Source organism: Variovorax sp. NFACC27 (assembly GCF_048301545.1).
Taxonomy (GTDB): Bacteria; Pseudomonadota; Gammaproteobacteria; order Burkholderiales; family Burkholderiaceae_C; genus Variovorax; species Variovorax gossypii.
The window spans coordinates 458242-477395 of record NZ_CP157613.1 but is presented as its reverse complement, the minus strand read 5'-3'; the positions used below and the strand labels follow the sequence as shown (position 1 = coordinate 477395).

The following is a 19154-nucleotide window of genomic DNA, read 5'->3' as shown; positions in this document are numbered from 1 at the left end:
ACCTCATCGCGACTCCCGAAAGAGCAAGCACATGACCCAAGCAACCCCGTCCTCCGAACGGCGCTACCAGAGCGGCTTCGGCAACGAATACGCCTCCGAGGCCGTGCCCGGCGCACTGCCGCAGGGCCGCAACAACCCGCAGCGCGGCCCCTTCGACCTGTACACCGAGCTGATCTCCGGCACCGCCTTCACCGCGCCGCGCCACGAGAACCGCCGCACCTGGCTGTATCGCCGCCAGCCCTCGGTGGTGTCGGGCCGCTACCAGCCATATGCGCAGCCGCTGTGGACCACCGGCGCCGACCGCGAAGTCGCGCTGCCGCCGGAGCCGCTGCGCTGGCATCCCCAGCCGCTGGACGAGTCGGCGGCGAAGGCCGACTTCATCGACGGCATGCGCACCATCGCGGCCAACGGCGATGCCGAGTCGCAGGTCGGCATCGGCTCGCTGATGTACCTCGCGGGCCGCTCGATGGAGCGCCGCGCCTTCGTGAACGCCGACGGCGAGATGCTGGTGGTGCCGCAGCAGGGCCGCCTCGTCATCACCACCGAACTCGGCGTGCTCGACGTGAAGCCCGGCGAAATCGCGGTGCTGCCGCGCGGCATGGCCTTCAAGGTGGCGCTGCCCGACGGTCTCTCGCGCGGCTACGTCTGCGAGAACTACGGCGCGCACTTCCGCCTGCCCGAGCTCGGCCCGATCGGCTCGAACGGCCTGGCCAATGCGCGCGACTTCCAGGCGCCGGTGGCGGCCTTCGAAACGGAAGAAGGCGGCTACGAGATCGTCAAGAAGTTCGGCGGCCGCTTCTGGCAGGCGCCGATGAAGCAGTCGCCCTTCAACGTGGTCGCATGGCACGGCAACCTCTCGCCGGTGAAGTACGACACGGCGCACTTCATGGTGATCGGCTCGATCAGCTTCGACCATCCCGATCCGTCGATCTTCACCGTGCTGACCTCGCCCAGCGACACGCCCGGCACGGCCAACTGCGACTTCGTGATCTTCCCGCCGCGCTGGATGGTGATGGAGAACACCTTCCGCCCGCCGTGGTTCCACCGCAACCTGATGAGCGAGTTCATGGGCCTGGTGCTGGGCGAGTACGACGCCAAGCCGGGCGGCTTCAAGCCCGGCGGCGCGAGCCTGCACAACTGCATGGTGCCGCACGGCCCCGACGAGGAAGCCTTCGACAAGGCCACCCACGCCGACCTGAAGCCGCACAAGCTGGACAACACGCTGGCCTTCATGTTCGAGAGCCGCTACCGGTTCATTCCGACGAACTTCGCGCTGAAGAGCCCGGCACTGGACACCGACTACGCCGACTGCTGGGCCGGCCTCAAGGATCAATTCAAGGCATGAAGACCGTGTTCACCCTCACGCGTCGCGCAGCGGCCGTGGCCCTGCTCGCCGCGCCCTTCCTCACGCATGCGGCCGACTATCCGTCCAAGCCCATCCGCTTCATCGTGCCCTACACCCCCGGCGGCACCACCGACCTGGTGGCGCGCACCGTGGGTCAGAAGGTGTCGGAGAAGCTGGGCCAGCCAGTGCTGATCGACAACCGCGGCGGCGCGGGCGGCAACATCGGCATGGACGCAGTGGCCAAGGCCGCGCCCGACGGCTACACGATCGGCTTCGGCGCGATCTCGACCAATGCGCTGAACCCGCACATCTACAAGTCGATGGCCTTCGATCCGCGCAAGGATTTCACCGCCATCAGCCTGCTGGGCACCTCGACCATCGTGCTCGAAGTGCCGGCGGCCTCGGCCGTGAAGTCGGTGCCCGACCTGATCGCCGCCGCGAAGAAGAACCCGGGCATGCCCTATGCCACCGCGGGCGCCGGCACCTCGATGAACCTGGCCGGCGTGATGTTCGCGCAGATGACCGGCACGGATCTCGTGCACGTCGCCTACAAGGGCAGCGGCCCGGCCATCACCGACATGCTGGGCAACAACATCGGCGTGATGTTCGACAACCTGCCGGCATCGCTGCCGCACATCCAGGCCGGCAAGCTGCGCGCGCTGGCGGTGGCGGGCCCCACGCGCTCGCCCTCGCTGCCCGACGTGCCGACGATGGCCGAGGCGGGCCTGAAGGGCTATGCGCTGGAGCCGTGGTTCGGCGTGTACGGGCCGGCGAAGCTGCCGGCGCCGGTCGTGAAGGCGCTGAACGAAGCCTTCGTCGAGGCGCTCGCGATGCCCGACGTGAAGGCCAAGCTGGCGCAGGCCGGCTTCTCGCCGCGCGGCTCGACCGCGCAGGAGCTGACGACGCTGACCGAGACCGAATACAAGCGCCTGGGCGACGTGGCCAAGAAGGCCGGCATGACCGCAGAGTAAAGCTCACCCCCAGGCTTGCCCACTTCGTGTGACCGCCAACCCCCTTCCGGGGGCAACACCTGCGGCCCGGCAAAGCCGGTTCCGCGGTGTTCCCCGAAAGAGTCCGGACCCTTTAGAACATTTGCCTGAAAGACACATCCTCCATGACCGCACTGAACGCCACCCATGACCCGAAGCTGCGCAGCTGGGTCGCATCGGCCAACGAGGCCGGCACCGACTTCCCGATCCAGAACCTGCCCTTCGGACGCTTTCGCACGGCCGGCAGCAGCGAGGCCTTCCGCATCGGCGTCGCCATCGGCGACCAGGTGCTGGACCTGCGCGCCGCGGGCCTCGTCGACACCGACGACATGAACGCGCTGATGGACGCCGGCACGAAGGAGCGCCAGGCGCTGCGCGCCGCCATCTCCGCCGGCCTCGCCGAAGGCAGCGACAAGCAGGCCGCATGGTCGAAGGCCCTGCTGCCGCAGGCAAAGGCCGAGATGACGGTGCCCTGCCGCATCGGCGACTACACCGACTTCTACACGGGCATCCACCACGCGACCACCATCGGCAAGCTGTTCCGCCCCGACCAGCCGCTGATGCCCAACTACAAGTGGGTGCCGATCGGCTACCACGGCCGCGCATCGTCCATCGGCGTGAGCGGCCAGGTCTTCAAGCGCCCGCAGGGCCAGACCAAGGCGCCCGACGCGGCCGAGCCGAGCTTCGGCCCCTCGAAGCGGCTGGACTACGAACTGGAGCTGGGCTTCCTGGTGGGCCGCGGCAATGCGCAGGGCGCGCCCATCGCCATCGCCGATGCCGAGGAGCACCTGTTCGGCGTGACGCTGCTCAACGACTGGTCGGCGCGCGACCTGCAGGCCTGGGAATACCAGCCGCTCGGCCCCTTCCTCTCGAAGAACTTCGCAAGCACGCTGTCGCCGTGGATCGTGACGATGGAAGCGCTGGCGCCCTTCCGCGCGAAGTTCGAGCGGCCCGCCGGAGACCCGCAGCCGCTGCCCTACCTCGACTCGGCCTCGAACCGCGAGAGCGGCGCGCTCGACATCACGCTCGAAGTGCTGCTGCAGACCGCGAAGATGCGCGCCGAGGGCGTGGAGCCCGTGCGCCTGACGCGCGGCAACACCACCGAGGCTGCCTACTGGACGGCCGCGCAGCTCGTCGCGCACCACACGGTGAACGGCTGCAACCTGCAGCCGGGCGACCTGCTGGGCTCGGGCACGCTGTCGGGCCCCAAGCCCGACGAGGCCGGTTCGCTGATCGAGCTGACGCTGGGCGGCAAGCAGCCGATCACGCTGCCGAACGGGGAGAAGCGCACCTTCCTGGAAGACGGCGACACGCTGGTGATCCGCGGTTATTGCGAACGCGCAGGCGCGGTGCGCATCGGCCTGGGCGAAGTCAGCGGAACGGTGGTCTGAGTGTGTTTTCCCCTCTCCCTCTGGGAGAGGGCCAGGGTGAGGGCCCCGTGCCCCCGATGAAGCACGGCTTCGAAGTCGATGCCGATGCCCTCACCCCAACCCTCTCCCAGAGGGAGAGGGAGAAATACAGGGATCAGGGCGCCGCGGCTGGCGTTGCCGAGGCTGCGGGCCAGGCCACTTCGCTCGCCACGCGCGGCTTGCCGATCGGTGCGGTCGCCTTGCCGATCTTGATGGCGGCCATGTCGGCCTCGCTCGGGTACTGGTCGGCGAGCCAGTAGTCGAACACGCGGCGCGCAATGGGGGCCGCCGCGCCGGCGCCCCAGCCGGCGTTTTCCACGATCACCGCCAGGGCGATCTTCGGGTCGTTCACCGGCGCGTAGGCCATGAAGAGTGCGTGGTCGCGCTGGTGCTCCTCGAGAGCGCGCGCGTTGTACTTGGTGTTCTGGCCCATCGACACCGCCTGCGCGGTACCGGTCTTGCCGGCCGCCTGGTAGCTGGCGCCGGCGAACACGCCGCGCGCGGTGCCGCTGGTGACCACGCTGGTCAGGCCCTCGCGGATCACCGCGATGTTGGCGGCCGTGAAGCCCAGGTTCTCCGCCGCGGGCTGCGGCAGGGGCACCACGTTGCCGCTCACGGTGTCGCGCGTGGCCAGCGCGAGGTGCGGCTTGTGCTTGAGGCCCCCATTGGCGATGACGGCGGTGGCCTGCGCCAGCTGCAGCATGGTGAAGTTGTTGTAGCCCTGGCCGATGCCCAGCGAGATGGTCTCGCCCGCGTACCACTTCTTCTGCTCGGGCCGCTTGTAGGTGTTGCGCTTCCACTCGGTGCTGGGCAGCACGCCTCGCACCTCGCCGCCGAGGTCGATGCCGGTGATCTGGCCGAAGCCCAGCGGCTTCATGAAGTCGTGGATCAAGTCCACGCCCATCTCGTTGGCCAGCGAGTAGTAGTAGATGTTGCTCGACAGCTGGATCGAGCGGCGCATGTCGACGCCGCCCAGGTTGCCCTCGGGGCTGCCGAAGCGGTGGCCGCCGAAGTTGAAGTAGCCGGGGTCGTTCACCACCACGCTGGGGCCGCGCTTGCCGGTCTGCAGCGCCGCCAGCGCCATGAAGGGCTTGTAGGTGGAGCCCGGCGGGTAGGTGCCGCGCAGGGCTCGGTTCAGCAGCGGCTTGTCGATGGACTCGGTGAGCGCCGCCCAGCTTTCGTTGTCGATGCCTTCGACGAAGAGGTTCGGGTCGAAGGTGGGCTTGCTCACGAAAGCCAGCACCTCGCCGGTCTTGGGGTCGATGGCAACCAGCGCACCGCGGCGGTCGCCGTACATGTCCTCCACCAGCTTCTGCAGCTTGATGTCGAGCGACAGCATGACCGTGTTGCCCGGCGTGGCGGGATGGCTGGCGAGGCGGCGCACGGCGCGGCCGCCTGCGGAGGTTTCCATCTGCTCGACGCCGGTCTGGCCGTGCAGCGTCTTCTCGTAGCTCTGCTCGACGCCCAGCTTGCCGATGTAGTCGGTGCCCTTGTAGTTGGCCTGGTCCTCCTCGTCCCAGTCTTCCATCGCGGTCTTCTCGCGCTGGTTGATGCGGCCGATGTAGCCGAGCACGTGCGAGGCCAGCTCGCCCTGCGGGTAGTTGCGGAACAGGCGCGCCTTGATCTCCACACCCGGGAAGCGGTAGCGCTGGGCGGCGAAGCGGGCGACTTCCTCGTCGCTCAGGCGGGTGCGGATCGGAATGGAGTCGAAGCTGCGCGAGTCCTCGCGCAGGCGCTTGAAGCGGCGGCGGTCGCGCGGCGAGACTTCGAGCACCTGCGTGAGGCTGTCGATGGTCTCCTCGACGTCGCCCACCTTCGAGGGCGTGATCTCCAGCGTGTAGGCCGAGTAGTTGGAAGCCAGCACGATGCCGTTGCGATCGAGGATGAGCCCCCGGTTGGGCACCACCGGCACCACCGCCGTGCGGTTGCTCTCGGCCTGCTCGGCCAGGTCCTCGTGGCGCGTGACCTGCAGGTAGAACAGCCGTGCGCCCAGCAGCCCGAACGCGAAGAGCACCGCCAGTCCGATGACGATCACGCGGCGCTTGAAACGCGCGAGATCGGCGGCGACGTTGCGGATTTCGGTCATGGCGATGGGAGCTTAGGCGCGCGCAGGTGCGAAGGCAAATGCGGGGAGGCTGGGCTTAGAGGGGCCGATTCTCGTCCGGTTCCGGCGTTCTTCGCTGGGGAGCCAGCAGCAGCGCGGTGGCCAGCGGCCAGAGCGCTGCCTCGATGGCCGGCGAGGCCAGCACCGTCCAGCCCGGGAACACGCCGCCGCCGATCATCCGCGTGAGCACCTCGATGAGCTGCGACAGCGCGAAGAGCGGCAGCACCTGCAGCGCCTGCGAAGCCACCGGATACCAGAGCAGCCGCCGGTGGATGGTGATCGCGAAGAAGCCCAGCGTGGTGTAGGACAGCGCATGCTGGCCCAGCAGCGACGACTGGTGCACGTCCATGCACAGGCCGAACACGAAGGCCGCGCCGATGCCCACGCGCGCGGGCTGGTGCACGCCCCAGAACACGATCACCAGCGCCAGCAGGTCGGGCATCCAGACGGCGCGGCCGATCGGGATCATGTTGACGAGCAGCGCGACCACGAGGCTGCTCCACATGAAGACCGGGCTGACGGGCAGCAACAGCTGCTGCTGGCCTGGACGCTTGATCATGGGCGCACTCCCGGTTTCTTCTCGTTCTTGCCGGCACCGGGCTTGCCCTCGGGGCGCTTGCGCTGGGTGACGGCTGGCGCCGCGGGCGGCGGCGCGGCCGGCGTGCCCGTGGGCTCGAGCACGAGCACGTAGCGCGCGGCCGTCACGTGCGCCAGCGGCACGCAGTAGATGCGGGCGAAGGCCGAGTCGGCGCGGCGCTCGATGCGCTCGATCTTCGCCACCGGCAGGCCCGCGGGGTAGATGCCGTCGACGCCGCTGGTGGAGAGCAGGTCGCCCTCCTGCAGGTCGGCATTGGCGGCCATGAAGCGCAGCTCCAGTCCGCCGCCATGGGCCGAGGCGTCGCCGAAGGCCACGCTGCGCACGCCGGTGCGGGTGTTCTGCACGGGAATGGAAAGGTCGCGGTCGATCACCAGCGTGACCTCGCTCGTGAAGGGCAGCACCTGCGTGACCTGTCCGAGCACGCCGCGTGCGTCGATCACCGGCGAACCGGGCTGCACGCCCTGGGCCAGGCCCTGGTCGATGACGATCTTGCGGGTGTAGGGGTCGGCCGCGTCGTAGAGCACCTCGGCGGCGCGGCCCGGCGTGGTGGTGGTCTGGCGCAGCTCGAGCAGCTCGCGAAGGCGGGCGTTGTCCTGGGCCAGCGTGTCGGCCTGCGCGGCGCGCTCGGCCTGCATCATCAGCGCCTTGCGCGCGTCTTCCTCGTTGCGCTGGGCGGTCTGCAGGTCTTCGAGGTAGCGTCCGCCGCCGAGCACGGCCTGCACCGGCTTCAGCGCCACCCATTGCACCGGGTACAGCACCGCGCCGATGGCCGAGCGCACCGGTTGCACGATATGGAAGCGCGCATCGGCCACCATGAGGAACAGCGAAAGCGCGCCGAAGAAGATCAGCTTGCTGAGTGCCGACTGCCCCTGGTTGAACAGGGGTGGCGCTGTGCGATCGAGCGTGCCCAGAGGCATGAATTCAGACCCGACGGTGGTGCGGAATCAAATAACAAAAAGCCGGCCTGCGCAAGCAGAGGCCGGCCGATGATGGCTTTCGCCTTTTACTCGCTCGTGAAGATGCTGCCCAGGCGGTCCATGCGCTCGAGTGCGATGCCGCAGCCTCGCACCACGCAGGTCAGCGGATCTTCGGCCACCAGCACCGGCAGGCCGGTTTCCTCGGCCAGCAGGCGGTCGAGGTCGCGCAGCAGCGCGCCACCGCCGGTCAGCATCATGCCTCGCTCGGCGATGTCGGCGCCCAGCTCGGGCGGCGTCTGCTCCAGCGCGTTCTTCACGGCCGAGACGATGTTGTTGAGCGGATCGGTCAGGGCTTCCAGCACTTCGTTGCTGCTGATGGTGAAGCTGCGCGGCACGCCTTCGGAAAGGTTGCGGCCCTTGACTTCCATTTCCTTGACTTCGGAGCCCGGGAAGGCCGAGCCGATGTTCTTCTTGATGACTTCGGCCGTCGGCTCGCCGATCAGCATGCCGTAGTTGCGGCGGATGTAGTTGATGATGGCTTCGTCGAAGCGGTCGCCGCCCACGCGGACCGAGCCCTTGTAGACCATGCCGCCCAGCGAGATGACGCCCACCTCGGTGGTGCCGCCGCCGATGTCCACCACCATCGAGCCCGAGGCTTCGCTGACGGGAAGGCCGGCGCCGATGGCCGCGGCCATGGGTTCTTCGATCAGGTAGACGGAGGTGGCGCCCGCCGCCTCGGCCGCGTCCTTGATGGCGCGGCGCTCGACCTGGGTGGAGCCGCAGGGCACGCAGATGATGATGCGCGGGCTCGGCGTGAGCAGCGTGCGCGGGTGCACCATCTTGATGAACTGCTTGATCATCTGCTCGGTGATCACGAAGTCGGCGATCACGCCGTCCTTCATCGGGCGGATCGCCTCGATGTTGCCGGGCACCTTGCCCAGCATGGCCTTGGCTTCGCGGCCGACGGCCTGGATCACCTTCTTGCCATGGGGGCCGCCTTCGTGGCGGATGGCGACGACCGAGGGTTCGTCGAGGACGATGCCCTTGTTGCGGGCGAATATCAGGGTGTTGGCGGTGCCGAGGTCGATCGCAAGGTCGGTGGAAAAGTACCGACGGAAAGCTCCAAACATGTGCGGAATCCTCTGAGCACGGCCTGCGCATCGGCAGGTCGTCGCTCTATTTTTTGGGTCGTTTGACGGGGTGAATTGATCGTTTTTGGCGCAAAAGCCGGCGCGTTCGCGGGGGTTGCGGCAAAGGCGGGATAATACCCGAATCCCCTCTGATTCCCGTATTAGCACCCGTTCCGGCGTGCGATTACCCCCGCTTTTTTGGGCCGTTCCGACCTATGTCACTTTCCGCTTCCGATATTGCGCGCATCGCCTCGCTGGCGAGGCTGCAGCTGGCTCCCGACGAAAGCGAGCGCATGCTCAGCCAGATCAATGGCTTTTTCGACTTAGTCGAACGTATGCGTTCCGTGGACACCGCCGGCGTCGAACCGCTGGCCCATCCGGTCGCGGCCATCGAGGACATCACGCTGCGTCTGCGCGACGACGTGGTGAGCGAGCCCGACAACCGCGAAGCCAACCAGAAGAGCGCCCCGGCCGTCGAAGCCGGCCTGTTCCTCGTGCCCAAGGTGATCGAATGATGAGCAGCAGCGGTGAATTGCACCAATTGAGCGTCGTCGAGCTGGCGAAGGCGCTGGCCGAGCGCAAGGTTTCGGCCGTCGAGGCCTCGCAGGCCTTCCTGGGCCGCATGAAAGCCCACGAGTCGCTGGGCACCTTCGTCGACGTGAACGAGGAAGCCACGCTGGCGCAGGCCCGCGCCGCCGACGCGCTGATCGCCAGGGGCGACGCCCCCGCGCTGGCCGGCGTGCCCATCGCGCACAAGGACATCTTCGTCACCACCGACTTCGCCACCACCGCCGGCTCGAAGATGCTCGCGGGCTACCGCTCGCCCTTCGATGCGACCGTGGTGCGCCGCCTGGCAGAAGCCGGCGCGGTCACGCTGGGCAAGCTGAGCTGCGACGAGTTCGCCATGGGCTCGGCCAACGAGAACGTCGCCGTGCCCGCCGTGGGCCACGACAAGGTCGTGCCGGTGCAGAACCCGTGGAACCGCGAGCGCATTCCGGGCGGCTCGTCCGGCGCCAGCGCGGCAGCCGTGGCGGCACGCCTCGCTCCCGCGGCCACCGGCACCGACACCGGCGGCTCGATCCGCCAGCCCGCGTCGTTCTGCGGCGTGACGGGCATCAAGCCCACCTACGGCCGCGCCTCGCGCTACGGCATGGTGGCCTTCGCGTCGAGCCTCGACCAGGCCGGCCCGATGGCCCGCTCGGCCGAAGACTGCGCGCTGCTGCTGTCGGCCTTCTGCGGCCCCGACCTCGACCGCGACTCCACCTCGCTCGACAAGCCCGCCGAGAACTTCGGCCGCTCGCTGAACGACTCGCTCGAAGGCCTGCGCATCGGCGTGCCGAAGGAGTTCTTCGGCGAAGGCGTGGCACCCGGCGTGCGCGCGGCCATCGACGCCGCGCTCGCGCAGTACGAGAAGCTCGGCGCGAAGCGCGTCGAGGTCACGCTGCCGCGCACCGAGCTGTCGATTCCCGTCTACTACATCATTGCCGCGGCCGAGGCCTCGAGCAACCTGAGCCGCTTCGACGGCGTGAAGTTCGGCCATCGCGCCAAGGACTTCATCGACCCCGCGAGCAAGAAGAGCGCGCTCACGCAGATGTACGAACGCACGCGCGCCGAAGGCTTCGGCGACGAAGTGAAGCGCCGCATCATGATCGGCACCTACGTGCTCTCGCACGGCTACTACGACGCCTACTACCTGCAGGCGCAGAAGGTACGCCGCATGATCGCCGACGACTTCCAGCAGGCGTTCAAGCAGTGCGACGTCATCGTCGGCCCCGCTGCGCCCACCACCGCGTGGAAGCTCGGCGAGCACGGCGACGACCCGGTGGCCGACTACCTCGCCGACATCTTCACGCTGCCCGCATCGCTGGCCGGCCTGCCCGGCATGAGCGTGCCCGCGGGCTTCGACGGCGGCATGCCCGTGGGCCTGCAGCTGATCGGCAACTACTTCGGCGAAGCGAAGCTGCTCAACGCAGCTCACCGCTTCCAGCAGGCCACCGACTGGCACGCACGCACGCCCGAGGGCTTCTGAAATGAGCGAGACAGTGAACACCTTCGAAGCACAACAACAGGGCCGCCCGACCGGCCCGCTGGTGCGCGGCTATGAAGTCATCATCGGCTTCGAGACGCACGCGCAGCTCTCCACCGCGAGCAAGATCTTCAGCCGCGCCTCCACCGCCTTCGGCGCCGAGCCCAACACGCAGGCCTGCGCGGTCGACCTGGCGCTGCCCGGCACGCTGCCCGTGATGAACAAGGGTGCCGTCGAACGCGCCATCAAGCTCGGCCTGGCGCTGGGCTCGCACATCGCGCCGCGCAGCGTGTTCGCGCGCAAGAACTACTTCTATCCCGACCTGCCCAAGGGCTATCAGATCAGCCAGTTCGAGATCCCCGTGGTGCAGGGCGGCGCGGTGTCGTTCTTCGTGGGCGAAGAACAGAAGACGGTGCGCCTGGTTCGCGCCCACCTCGAGGAAGACGCAGGCAAGTCGCTGCACGAGGACTTCATCGGCCAGAGCGGCATCGACCTGAACCGCGCCGGCACGCCGCTGCTGGAGATCGTGACCGAGCCCGACATGCGCTCCACCGCCGAGGCCGTGGCCTACGCGAAGGAGCTGCACAAGATCGTCACCTGGATCGGCATCTGCGACGGCAACATGCAGGAAGGCAGCTTCCGCTGCGATGCCAACGTGTCGGTGCGCAAGCCCGGCGAGAAGCTCGGCACGCGCCGCGAGATCAAGAACCTGAACAGCTTCAAGTTCATGCAGCAGGCGATCGACTACGAGATCCGCTGGCAGATCGACGAGATCGAGGACGGCCGCGAGATCGAGCAGGCCACCGTGCTGTTCGACCCCGACACCGGCGAGACGCGTGCGATGCGCGCCAAGGAAGACTCGGCCGACTACCGCTACTTCCCCGACCCCGACCTGCCTCCGCTGGTCATCGCCGCCGACTGGATCGAGCGCGTGAAGGCCGCCATGCCCGAGCTGCCACGCGCGATGGCCGAGCGCTATGTGCGCGACCACGGCCTGTCGGAATACGACGCGGCGCAGCTCACCCAGAGCGCGGCGCTCGCCGGCTACTTCGACGAAGCCGTGAACGCGGGCGCCACGCCCAAGCTCGCGAGCAACTGGATCACCGGCGAGATGGCGCGCCGCCTGAACGCCGCCGAGATCGGCATCGAGGCCGCTCCCGTGAAGGCGCAGCAACTGGCCCAGCTGGTCAAGCGCATCGCCGACGGCACCCTGCCCAACAACGCCGCGCGCCAGGTGTTCGAAGCCCTGTGGACCGGCGAAGGCAGCGACGTCGACGCGATCATCGAGGCCAAGGACCTGAAGCCGATGAACGACGCCGGCGCACTCGACAAGATCCTCGACGAGGTGATCGCGAAGAACGCCAAGAACGTCGAGGAATACCGAGGCGGCAAGGAGAAGGCGCTCAACGCCCTCGTGGGCCAGGTCATGAAGGCCAGCGGCGGCAAGGCCAATCCGGCGCAAGTGACCGAACTGCTCAAGGCCAAGCTCAGCTGAGTCTTTTCGGGAAACACCGCGGAACCGGCTCCGCCGGGCCGCAGGTGTTGCCCCCCGGCAGGGGGTTGGCGAAGCGGTACGCAGTGCCGCGCAGCCTGGGGGGTTACCTGGGATTTCCGCCGTTCTGCGGCGTCCAGAGCGTCTTCAGGCGCGTGCGCTCTTCGTCGAAGCGCGCATTCACCCGCTTCTTCTCTTCTTCCTGCTCCGCGATGAAGCGGTTCTGCACCGCCACGCTCTGCGTGTTGTCGTCGAGCTTGCGACGCACCGCCCCCGGCGCCTTGCTGACGTCCTGCTTGTAGAACTCCAGCTCCTCGTCGATCTTCTTGCGGTCCTCGCCCAGCTCGGCAATGCGCTTCTTCGCGGCCTGGGTCACCGCATCGATCTGCGCCAGCGCTTCGCTGCGCTCGCGGTCGTGCGTGGCGAGGTTCGGGTAGCGCACCAGCAGTGCGCGTTCGCGGCGCCGCTCGTCGGTCAGGCGCGCGGCCTGGATGGCGGCTTCGCGGGCGCGGTCCTCGCGCTCCTGCAGCTCGCGCGCGGTGTAGGTCGGCTCGACCTTGCGGCGCACGGAGCCGCTCGGGTTGAGCTCGCGCTGCTCGCGGTCGCTGCACTCCGCGATGGGCCGGTCGGCCGTCAGGGTGCGGCCGCGGGCGTCGGTGCAGGTGTAGATGCCGGCGGAGGCGCCTTCCACTTTCTGCGGTTGCGCCTGCAACGCGCCGCAGAACGAGGAGGCAATGAGAAGAAATGATGCCGCCGCCAGCAGGCGGGCCGGTGTACCGTGATCGTCGCGTGCGGGATGGTGCATGTTCGGCGGCCCTGCCTCTTCAGCTGGCGCCGTAGCGCGCGCGGTAGGCCAGCACGCGTTCGCGGTGAGCGCCCAGGTCGGCCGCGGCATCGCCGGAAAGATAGCTAAGCAGGTCGTCCAGCGTGGCGATGGCGATCACCGACAGGCCCAGCTGGTTGCGCACGTACTGCACGGCGCTGTGGTCCACGTCGACGCCGTTCTCGGTGGCCTTTTCCTGCCGGTCGAGCGCGATGGCCACGGCATGCGGCGTGGCGCCAGCGGCCTCGATGGCGGCGATCGACTCGCGCACCGCGGTGCCGGCGGACATCACGTCGTCGACGATCAGCACGCGCCCCTTGAGCGGCGCGCCGACCAGGTTGCCGCCTTCGCCGTGCGCCTTGGCTTCCTTGCGGTTATAGGCAAAGGGATAGTTGCGGCCCCGGCGGGCCAGCTCGGCCGCCACCGTGGCGCCCAGCGGAATGCCCTTGTAGGCGGGGCCGAAGATCATGTCGAACTCGAGGCCGCTCTCGATCAGGCGGTCTGCATAGAATCCGGCGAGCCGGGCAATCTTGCCGCCGTCGTCGAAGAGTCCCGAATTGAAGAAATAGGGGCTCATCCGACCGGCCTTGGTCTTGAACTCCCCAAAGCGCAGTACGCCGGCATCCAGTGCGAACTGGACGAAATCCTGTGCGATCGCGCTGCTTTTCTTCTCACCATCTACAGCCATCGGAAATTCCTTGTGTTCAAACTGACCAGTCTCAATCTCAATGGCCTGCGTTCGGCCGCAACCAAAGGCGTGGCCGACTGGGTGGCCGAACTTGCGCCGGATTGTATTTGCATGCAGGAGATCCGCGTCCAGGCCAGCGACATCGAGGGCCGGTTCGAGGAAATGGCCGGCCTCAAGGGCCATTTCCACTTCGCCGAGAAAAAGGGCTACGCCGGCACCGCCGTCTACACCAAGCACGCTCCGAGCCAGGTCGTGGTGGGCTGGGGCGACCCCGAGTTCGACGCTGAGGGCCGGTATCTCGAACTGCGCTTCGACACGCCCAAGCGCAAGTTCTCCGTCATCAGCTGCTACTTCCCGAGCGGCAGCTCGGGCGAGGAACGCCAGGAGGCCAAGTTCCGCTTCCTCAAGGGCTTCTTCCCCCACCTCGTGGCACTCAAGAAGGAGCGCGAGTTCGTGCTGTGCGGCGACATCAACATCGCCCATAAAGAGATCGACCTGAAGAACTGGCGCGGCAACCAGAAGAACAGCGGCTTCCTGCCCGAGGAACGCGCCTGGATGACGAAGCTGCTCGACGCCGGCGCCGAAGGCGCGGGCCTTGTTGACGTGTATCGCATGCTCAAGCCCGACACCACCGGCGAGGCCTACACCTGGTGGAGCAACCGCGGCCAGGCCTACGCGAACAACGTGGGGTGGCGGCTCGACTACCACCTCGCCACGCCGAAGACCGCGGCGCTGGCGCGCACCGAGCAGATCTACAAGACCGTGAAATTCAGCGACCACGCGCCGATCACGGTGGATTACGACTTCAAGCTGTAGGCCGCCCAGGCGCCCGCCCGATCATCGCGACAGCTCGGGTAGCGCCTTCTCCAGCGTGGCGACGAAGGCCTGCATGGCCTCCGTCTCGTACGCCCCGCGCTTGGTGATGCGATAGAAGTCCAGCCCCACCTTCGGCTTGGTCAGCACGTCGGTGCGCACGCGGTGGCGGCGGCAGGCGGCGAGCGCGAAGGTGGGCATCACCGCGGTGCCGAAGCCCGCCTCCACCATCGAGATCAGCGTGCCGAAGAAGTTGAAGGAGGTACGTTGCGCGTCGGCGCGGCCGATGGCGGCGAGATGCTGGTCGATCACCTTCTGGATCGGGTTGCCGGGCGGCAAGCCTACGAGCTCGGCGCCGCGCAATGCCGACCAAGGCGCGGAGCCGACGGCCCCCGGTTCCCCGGCCTCATCCATCGGCGCGACGCGCATCAGGTGAAAGCGCCCCACCGGCTCGCGCGCCAGCCCCGGCGCGGCCTTGAAGAAGAAGCCCAGCCCCACGTCGGCCTCGCCGGCCGTCACCATCGCCTCCACGTCGCGCAGGTCGGCGTCGAACAGGCGCAGGCTCACCTGCGGATGCGCCTCGCGGAAGCTGGCGAACACCTGCGGCAGGAGATGCGAGGACACCAGCGGCGTGGCCGCGATGCGCAGCGTCTGGCGTGCGGCATCGCCCTCGGCGCCCAGCTCGGCAGCCACGTCGTCGAGGTCGGTCACCATGCGCTCCACCACCGGCAGCAGGCGCCGGCCCGCGGGCGTGAGGCTCACCACGCGCGTGGTGCGGTCGAAGAGGCGGCAGCCCAGCTGCTTTTCCATCTCGCGGATCAGGATGCTGAGCCCCGCCTGCGTGATGTGCGCCTGCTCGGCGGCGCGCGTGAAGTTGCCCACGCGCGCCACCTGCAGGAAGGCGCGCAGCTGGCGGGTCGATAGATTCATATGAATTCATGATAAATCCATATCACATCTAAATTTCCCAAATGATCGATCCAAGTTCCTAATGCGGGCCGAGACAGGAACGCACTGCAACGACCGATCATCATGAGCAACGAAGTCATCATCCTTGGCGCCGGCATCGGCGGCCTGACCCTCGCGCTGAGCCTGCACCAGGCCGGCATTCCCTGCCGCGTGTACGAAGCCGTGCCCGAGCTGAAGCCGCTGGGCGTGGGCATCAACCTGCTGCCGCACGCGGTGCGTGAACTCACCGAACTCGGGCTGCTGGAGGCCCTCGACAAGGTGGGCGTGCGCACGCAGGAAGCGGTCTTCTTCTCCGAGCACGGCCAGCTGGTCTTCCGTGAAGCCGCGGGGCAGCACGCGGGCTACGACTGGCCGCAGTTCTCCATCCACCGCGGCGACCTGCAGACGGTGCTGTACGAAGAGACGCTGAAGCGCCTCGGCCCCGACAGCGTGGTGTGCGGCCGTCGCTGCACGCATGTGGAGCAGGACGAAGACGGCGTCACGGTGCATTTCGCCGACGCGCCACCGGTGCGCGGCGCCGTTGCCGTGGGCTGCGACGGCATCCATTCGGCACTGCGCAAGCAGCTCTATCCGAACGAGGGGCCACCGCGCTACTCGGGCGTGAACATGTGGCGCGGCACCGCGCGCTGGAAGCCTTTTCTCTCGGGCGGCAGCATGGTGCGCGCGGGCTGGCTCTCGGTCGGCAAGATGGTGATCTACCCGATCCGCGACAACATCGACGCCGAGGGCAACCAGCTCGTGAACTGGGTCGCCGAGATCCACGCACCCCAGCCCGCCATGCGCGACTGGAGCCGCGCGGGCCGCCTCGAAGACTTCCTGCCCGCCTTCGCCGACTGGCATTTCGACTGGCTCGACGTGCCCGCGCTGATCCTCGCCTCCGACACCATCCTCGAGTACCCGATGGTCGACCAGGACCCGTTGCCGCGCTGGACCCATGGCCGCCTCACGCTGCTGGGCGACGCCGCGCACCCGATGGTGCCGCGCGGCTCCAACGGCGCGGGGCAGGCGATCATCGACGCGCGCTACCTCGCGGGCGCGCTGAAGAAGACGGGCGTCGGTACCACCGCGCTCGAAGACTACGACCGCGTGCGCGTCAAGGCCACCACCGACGTGGTGCTGACCAACCGCAGCAACCCGCCCGACGCCATCCTGCGCGAAGTGTTCGAGCGCTCGGGCGGCAAGCGCTTCGACAACATCGACGAGGTCGTGCCCGTCGCCGAGCTGCAGGCCATCTCGGACAACTACAAGCGCGTGGCCGGCTACGACCCCGCGGCCCTGAAGGCCCGCGCTTCCTACCTTTGAACCTGAACAGGCAACCCACAGAAGAACACGGAGACAGACAGACCATGCGCTCGCTGATCAAGAAGACCCTCGCCACCCTGCTCGTCGCGGCCAGTACCGCGACTGTCGCCACCAGCGCATTCGCCTGGCCCGACCAGCCCATCACGCTGGTGGTGCCCTACACCCCCGGCACCGGCATCGACCTGGTCGCCCGCCAGCTCTCGGCCCGCCTGCCCGCCAGGCTGGGCCAGTCGGTGATCGTGGAGAACGTCGCCGGCGCCAGCGGCAACATCGGCAGCGAGCGCGTTGCCCGCGCCAAGCCCGACGGCTACACGCTGCTGGTGCAGGTCAACACGCTGGTGATGAACCGCAGCCTCTACCGCTCGCTGAGCTACGACCCGGTGGCCGACTTCGCGCCGGTGTCGCTCACCTCGTGGGGCACGCTGCTGCTGGTGACCAACCCGAACGTGCAGAAGGCCTCGTCGGTGCAGCAGATGGTGAGCGCGGCCAAGGCGGAGCCCGGCAAGCTGACCTACGCCACGCCGGGCGTGGGCACGCCGCACCACCTCTCGATGGCGCTGCTCATGCAGGGCACGGGCACCGAGCTGCTGCACGTGCCCTACAAGGGCACGGCCGGTGCGGTGACCGACCTGCTCGGCGGGCGCATCGACTACATGTTCCTGCCGGTGCACGTGGCGCTGCAGCACATCCAGGTCGGCAAGCTCAAGGCCATTGCCACCGGCAGCGGCAAGCGCCTGCCGCAGCTGCCCGACGTGCCGACGCTGGCCGAAGCCGGCGTGACCGCCGACAACGTCGACATGTGGTACGGCGTGCTCGCCCCCAAGGGCACGCCACCGGATGTGGTGGCACGGCTCAACAAGGAGATCGCGGCGGTGCTGAAGCAGCCCGAGGTGGCGAAGTCCTTCGAGTCGCAGGGCATGGTGCCGGCGAGCTTGACGCCGGCGGAGTTCGGCACGCTGCTGAAGAAGGATGCCGACCGCTGGGCGGGTGTGGTGAAGCGCGGCAACATCACCGCTGACTGATCGGCCCTCCCCGGTGTTCCCGGACTCGGGGGACCTTCCGGTCAGCGCGTGGTCGAGGCCTTCCCCGCATGCCGCGCCAGATGCACCTGGTGCAGCGTGATCTTGCGCACCTCGGCCTGGCTGGTCTCGATGTGCGCGCGCAGCAGCATCGCGGCCTGGTCACCACGGTTGGCGCGCACGGCCTTCAGGATCTTGGCGTGCTCGTCGTAGGTGGCGTCGATGCGCGGCTGCTTGGTGAAGTCGAGCCGGCGGATGATGCGGATGCGGTCGGTCACGTCGCCGTGCACGCGGGCCATCTCGGCATTGCCTGCGGCGGCCACCAGCGAGCAATGAAAGGCCTCGTCCCACTGCGCCACCTGCGCCATGTCGGTGCTGCGCTGCGCCGCGGGTACGAGCCAGATGTCGGCCAGCGTATCGAGCAGGCCGCGGTCGATGTGGCGGTCGGTCTCGCACAGCCGGTGCACGGCGGTGGTCTCCAGCACCATGCGCAGGTCGTAGAGCTGCTCGAACTGGTCGAAGTCGAAGGGCAGCACGCGCCAGCCGCTGCGGAACAGCACCTCGACGAAGCCCTCCTGCTGCAGCCTGAAGAGCGCCTGCCGCACCGGCGTGCGCGACACGCCGAGCCGGTCGCTGATCTCGCCTTCGGTGAAGCGGTCGCCGGGCACGAGGATGAAGTCGGCCACGTCGCGCTTGAGCTGCGCGTAGACCTCGTCGGCACGCGTGCGGAAGGCGGACGCGTCGGCGGCGGCTGGAGCGGAAGCTTCTGGGCGGGGGCGAACGGTAGACACGGATGGGATGTTAGTCGCTGGGCGGTGGGCCATGGTCGTCATTGCGGCTTCCCAAGCGCCGCGACGAGCGCGGCGCCCGGCGCCGTCCAGCCGACGATGGCGCCCTGCGCGCGCACCATGTCGAGCGTCGCCGCCTTGAACGCCGGAAAGTAGCTCTCGGTGCAGTCCTCGAGCAGCAGGCTGTCGTAGCCGCGGTCGTTGGCTTCGCGCATGCTGGTCTGCACGCAGACCTCGGTCGTGACGCCGCCGAAAAGCAGATGGGTGATGCCGCGCGCCTGCAGAAGCTCGTGCAGGCCGGTGGCGTAGAACGCGCCCTTGCCCGGCTTGTCGATCACGATCTCGCCCTCGACGGGCGCGAGCGCCTCGATGATCTGGTTGCCCGGCTCGCCCGCGACGAGGATGCGCCCCATGGGCCCTTCGTCGCCGATGCGCAGCGTGGGGTTGCCGCGATTGCGCTTGGCCGGCGGGCAGTCCGAAAGATCGGCCTTGTGCGCCTCCCGCGTGTGCACGACGAGGCCACCTGCCTCCCGCCATGCTTCCAGCACGGCCTTCGTCGCAGGGACGATGGCCTCCAACAGCGAAACGTCATTGCCCAGCGTCTCGCCGAAGCCGCCAGGCTCGATGAAGTCGCGCTGCATGTCGATCAGCACCAGCGCGGTCCGATCAATGTCGAACTCGTAGGGGAACGGATCGGCCAGTTCTATGCGCATGCTCGTCCTAGTGTGTTTCCAAGGCTGCG

18 protein-coding genes are annotated in these 19154 nt (G+C 68.2%); 9 read left to right on the top strand and 9 right to left on the bottom strand.

Going from position 1 to position 19154, the window contains the following annotated elements:
- The first annotated feature begins 31 nt into the window (after positions 1-31).
- The 3 genes from hmgA to fahA all read left to right on the top strand — a co-directional run bounded on the left by hmgA (position 32) and on the right by fahA (position 3725).
- Complete coding sequence (gene hmgA, locus ABL840_RS02235) at positions 32-1345, top strand: homogentisate 1,2-dioxygenase (protein ID WP_093206903.1); 1314 nt, start codon at positions 32-34, stop codon at positions 1343-1345.
- Positions 1342-2316, top strand: coding sequence for a Bug family tripartite tricarboxylate transporter substrate binding protein (locus ABL840_RS02230; protein WP_093206901.1), 975 nt, complete (start codon positions 1342-1344; stop codon positions 2314-2316). The genes hmgA and ABL840_RS02230 overlap by 4 nt, the downstream gene beginning before the upstream one ends.
- Positions 2317-2459: 143 nt before the next feature.
- Entirely contained in the window at positions 2460-3725 is a 1266-nt protein-coding gene (fahA, locus tag ABL840_RS02225; protein ID WP_093206900.1) for a fumarylacetoacetase, read from the top strand.
- A gap of 133 nt (positions 3726-3858) precedes the next feature.
- Here the strand turns inward: fahA and mrdA are convergent, their stop codons facing one another.
- The 4 genes from mrdA to ABL840_RS02205 all read right to left on the bottom strand — a co-directional run bounded on the left by mrdA (position 3859) and on the right by ABL840_RS02205 (position 8492).
- A complete protein-coding gene (gene mrdA, locus ABL840_RS02220) occupies positions 3859-5829 on the bottom strand; it encodes a penicillin-binding protein 2 (protein WP_093206898.1) in 1971 nt (656 codons plus the stop codon).
- Positions 5830-5884: 55 nt separating this feature from the next.
- Positions 5885-6406, bottom strand: a complete 522-nt coding sequence (gene mreD, locus ABL840_RS02215; protein WP_093206897.1) for a rod shape-determining protein MreD — start codon at positions 6404-6406, stop codon at positions 5885-5887.
- Positions 6403-7362 (bottom strand): rod shape-determining protein MreC, encoded by a 960-nt coding sequence (gene mreC, locus ABL840_RS02210; RefSeq protein ID WP_093206895.1) that lies wholly within the window; start codon positions 7360-7362, stop codon positions 6403-6405. Before mreC ends, mreD begins: the two co-directional genes overlap by 4 nt.
- 86 nt (positions 7363-7448) lie before the next feature.
- Complete coding sequence (locus ABL840_RS02205) at positions 7449-8492, bottom strand: rod shape-determining protein (RefSeq protein WP_007833435.1); 1044 nt, start codon at positions 8490-8492, stop codon at positions 7449-7451.
- Between the two features lie 215 nt (positions 8493-8707).
- Here ABL840_RS02205 and gatC point away from each other — a divergent pair, with 215 nt between their 5' ends.
- The 3 genes from gatC to gatB are packed head-to-tail and all read left to right on the top strand — an operon-like array spanning position 8708 to position 12013.
- Positions 8708-9007: an Asp-tRNA(Asn)/Glu-tRNA(Gln) amidotransferase subunit GatC gene (gene gatC / locus ABL840_RS02200; RefSeq protein WP_093206894.1), complete on the top strand. Its 300-nt coding sequence runs from the start codon at positions 8708-8710 to the stop codon at positions 9005-9007.
- The gene (gatA, locus tag ABL840_RS02195; protein WP_093301325.1) at positions 9007-10521 is read left to right on the top strand and encodes an Asp-tRNA(Asn)/Glu-tRNA(Gln) amidotransferase subunit GatA; all 1515 of its coding nucleotides are present in this window, start codon (positions 9007-9009) and stop codon (positions 10519-10521) included. Before gatC ends, gatA begins: the two co-directional genes overlap by 1 nt.
- 1 nt (position 10522) lies before the next feature.
- Positions 10523-12013 (top strand): Asp-tRNA(Asn)/Glu-tRNA(Gln) amidotransferase subunit GatB, encoded by a 1491-nt coding sequence (gene gatB, locus ABL840_RS02190; protein ID WP_093301323.1) that lies wholly within the window; start codon positions 10523-10525, stop codon positions 12011-12013.
- Between the two features lie 103 nt (positions 12014-12116).
- On the opposite strand, the gene ABL840_RS02185 is transcribed toward gatB, so the two are convergent.
- Positions 12117-12815, bottom strand: coding sequence for a DUF4124 domain-containing protein (locus ABL840_RS02185; RefSeq protein WP_176947455.1), 699 nt, complete (start codon positions 12813-12815; stop codon positions 12117-12119).
- A 19-nt stretch (positions 12816-12834) separates the two neighbouring features.
- On the bottom strand, positions 12835-13521 hold the full coding sequence (gene pyrE, locus ABL840_RS02180; RefSeq protein ID WP_093206889.1) for an orotate phosphoribosyltransferase: 687 nt from the start codon (positions 13519-13521) through the stop codon (positions 12835-12837).
- A gap of 12 nt (positions 13522-13533) precedes the next feature.
- On the opposite strand from pyrE, the gene ABL840_RS02175 reads away from it, so the two are divergent.
- Positions 13534-14337, top strand: coding sequence for an exodeoxyribonuclease III (locus tag ABL840_RS02175; protein WP_093206888.1), 804 nt, complete (start codon positions 13534-13536; stop codon positions 14335-14337).
- Between the two features lie 21 nt (positions 14338-14358).
- Here the strand turns inward: ABL840_RS02175 and ABL840_RS02170 are convergent, their stop codons facing one another.
- On the bottom strand, positions 14359-15264 hold the full coding sequence (locus tag ABL840_RS02170; protein WP_093301322.1) for a LysR family transcriptional regulator: 906 nt from the start codon (positions 15262-15264) through the stop codon (positions 14359-14361).
- 102 nt (positions 15265-15366) lie between these two features.
- On the opposite strand from ABL840_RS02170, the gene ABL840_RS02165 reads away from it, so the two are divergent.
- A complete protein-coding gene (locus ABL840_RS02165; protein ID WP_093301321.1) occupies positions 15367-16605 on the top strand; it encodes a flavin-dependent oxidoreductase in 1239 nt (412 codons plus the stop codon).
- 44 nt (positions 16606-16649) lie between these two features.
- Entirely contained in the window at positions 16650-17627 is a 978-nt protein-coding gene (locus tag ABL840_RS02160) for a Bug family tripartite tricarboxylate transporter substrate binding protein (RefSeq protein ID WP_093301319.1), read from the top strand.
- 41 nt (positions 17628-17668) lie between these two features.
- Here ABL840_RS02160 and ABL840_RS02155 read toward each other — a convergent pair whose 3' ends face one another.
- A complete protein-coding gene (locus ABL840_RS02155; protein ID WP_093206882.1) occupies positions 17669-18415 on the bottom strand; it encodes a GntR family transcriptional regulator in 747 nt (248 codons plus the stop codon).
- Positions 18416-18453: 38 nt separating this feature from the next.
- A complete protein-coding gene (locus tag ABL840_RS02150; protein ID WP_093301318.1) occupies positions 18454-19125 on the bottom strand; it encodes a cysteine hydrolase family protein in 672 nt (223 codons plus the stop codon).
- Between the last annotated feature and the right edge of the window lie 29 nt (positions 19126-19154).

What these genes read in the sequence shown, in the direction of transcription:
- gatC (WP_093206894.1), top strand. Translation starts at nt 8,708, where the DNA reads ATGTCACTTTCCGCTTCCGATATTGCGCGCATCGCCTCGCTGGCGAGG.
- mreC (WP_093206895.1), bottom strand. Translation starts at nt 7,362, where the DNA reads ATGCCTCTGGGCACGCTCGATCGCACAGCGCCACCCCTGTTCAACCAG.
- ABL840_RS02170 (WP_093301322.1), bottom strand. Translation starts at nt 15,264, where the DNA reads ATGAATCTATCGACCCGCCAGCTGCGCGCCTTCCTGCAGGTGGCGCGC.
- gatB (WP_093301323.1), top strand. Translation starts at nt 10,523, where the DNA reads ATGAGCGAGACAGTGAACACCTTCGAAGCACAACAACAGGGCCGCCCG.
- hmgA (WP_093206903.1), top strand. Translation starts at nt 32, where the DNA reads ATGACCCAAGCAACCCCGTCCTCCGAACGGCGCTACCAGAGCGGCTTC.
- mreD (WP_093206897.1), bottom strand. Translation starts at nt 6,406, where the DNA reads ATGATCAAGCGTCCAGGCCAGCAGCAGCTGTTGCTGCCCGTCAGCCCG.
- ABL840_RS02160 (WP_093301319.1), top strand. Translation starts at nt 16,650, where the DNA reads ATGCGCTCGCTGATCAAGAAGACCCTCGCCACCCTGCTCGTCGCGGCC.
- mrdA (WP_093206898.1), bottom strand. Translation starts at nt 5,829, where the DNA reads ATGACCGAAATCCGCAACGTCGCCGCCGATCTCGCGCGTTTCAAGCGC.
- ABL840_RS02230 (WP_093206901.1), top strand. Translation starts at nt 1,342, where the DNA reads ATGAAGACCGTGTTCACCCTCACGCGTCGCGCAGCGGCCGTGGCCCTG.
- ABL840_RS02185 (WP_176947455.1), bottom strand. Translation starts at nt 12,815, where the DNA reads ATGCACCATCCCGCACGCGACGATCACGGTACACCGGCCCGCCTGCTG.
- ABL840_RS02150 (WP_093301318.1), bottom strand. Translation starts at nt 19,125, where the DNA reads ATGCGCATAGAACTGGCCGATCCGTTCCCCTACGAGTTCGACATTGAT.
- ABL840_RS02205 (WP_007833435.1), bottom strand. Translation starts at nt 8,492, where the DNA reads ATGTTTGGAGCTTTCCGTCGGTACTTTTCCACCGACCTTGCGATCGAC.
- ABL840_RS02165 (WP_093301321.1), top strand. Translation starts at nt 15,367, where the DNA reads ATGAGCAACGAAGTCATCATCCTTGGCGCCGGCATCGGCGGCCTGACC.
- fahA (WP_093206900.1), top strand. Translation starts at nt 2,460, where the DNA reads ATGACCGCACTGAACGCCACCCATGACCCGAAGCTGCGCAGCTGGGTC.
- pyrE (WP_093206889.1), bottom strand. Translation starts at nt 13,521, where the DNA reads ATGGCTGTAGATGGTGAGAAGAAAAGCAGCGCGATCGCACAGGATTTC.
- gatA (WP_093301325.1), top strand. Translation starts at nt 9,007, where the DNA reads ATGAGCAGCAGCGGTGAATTGCACCAATTGAGCGTCGTCGAGCTGGCG.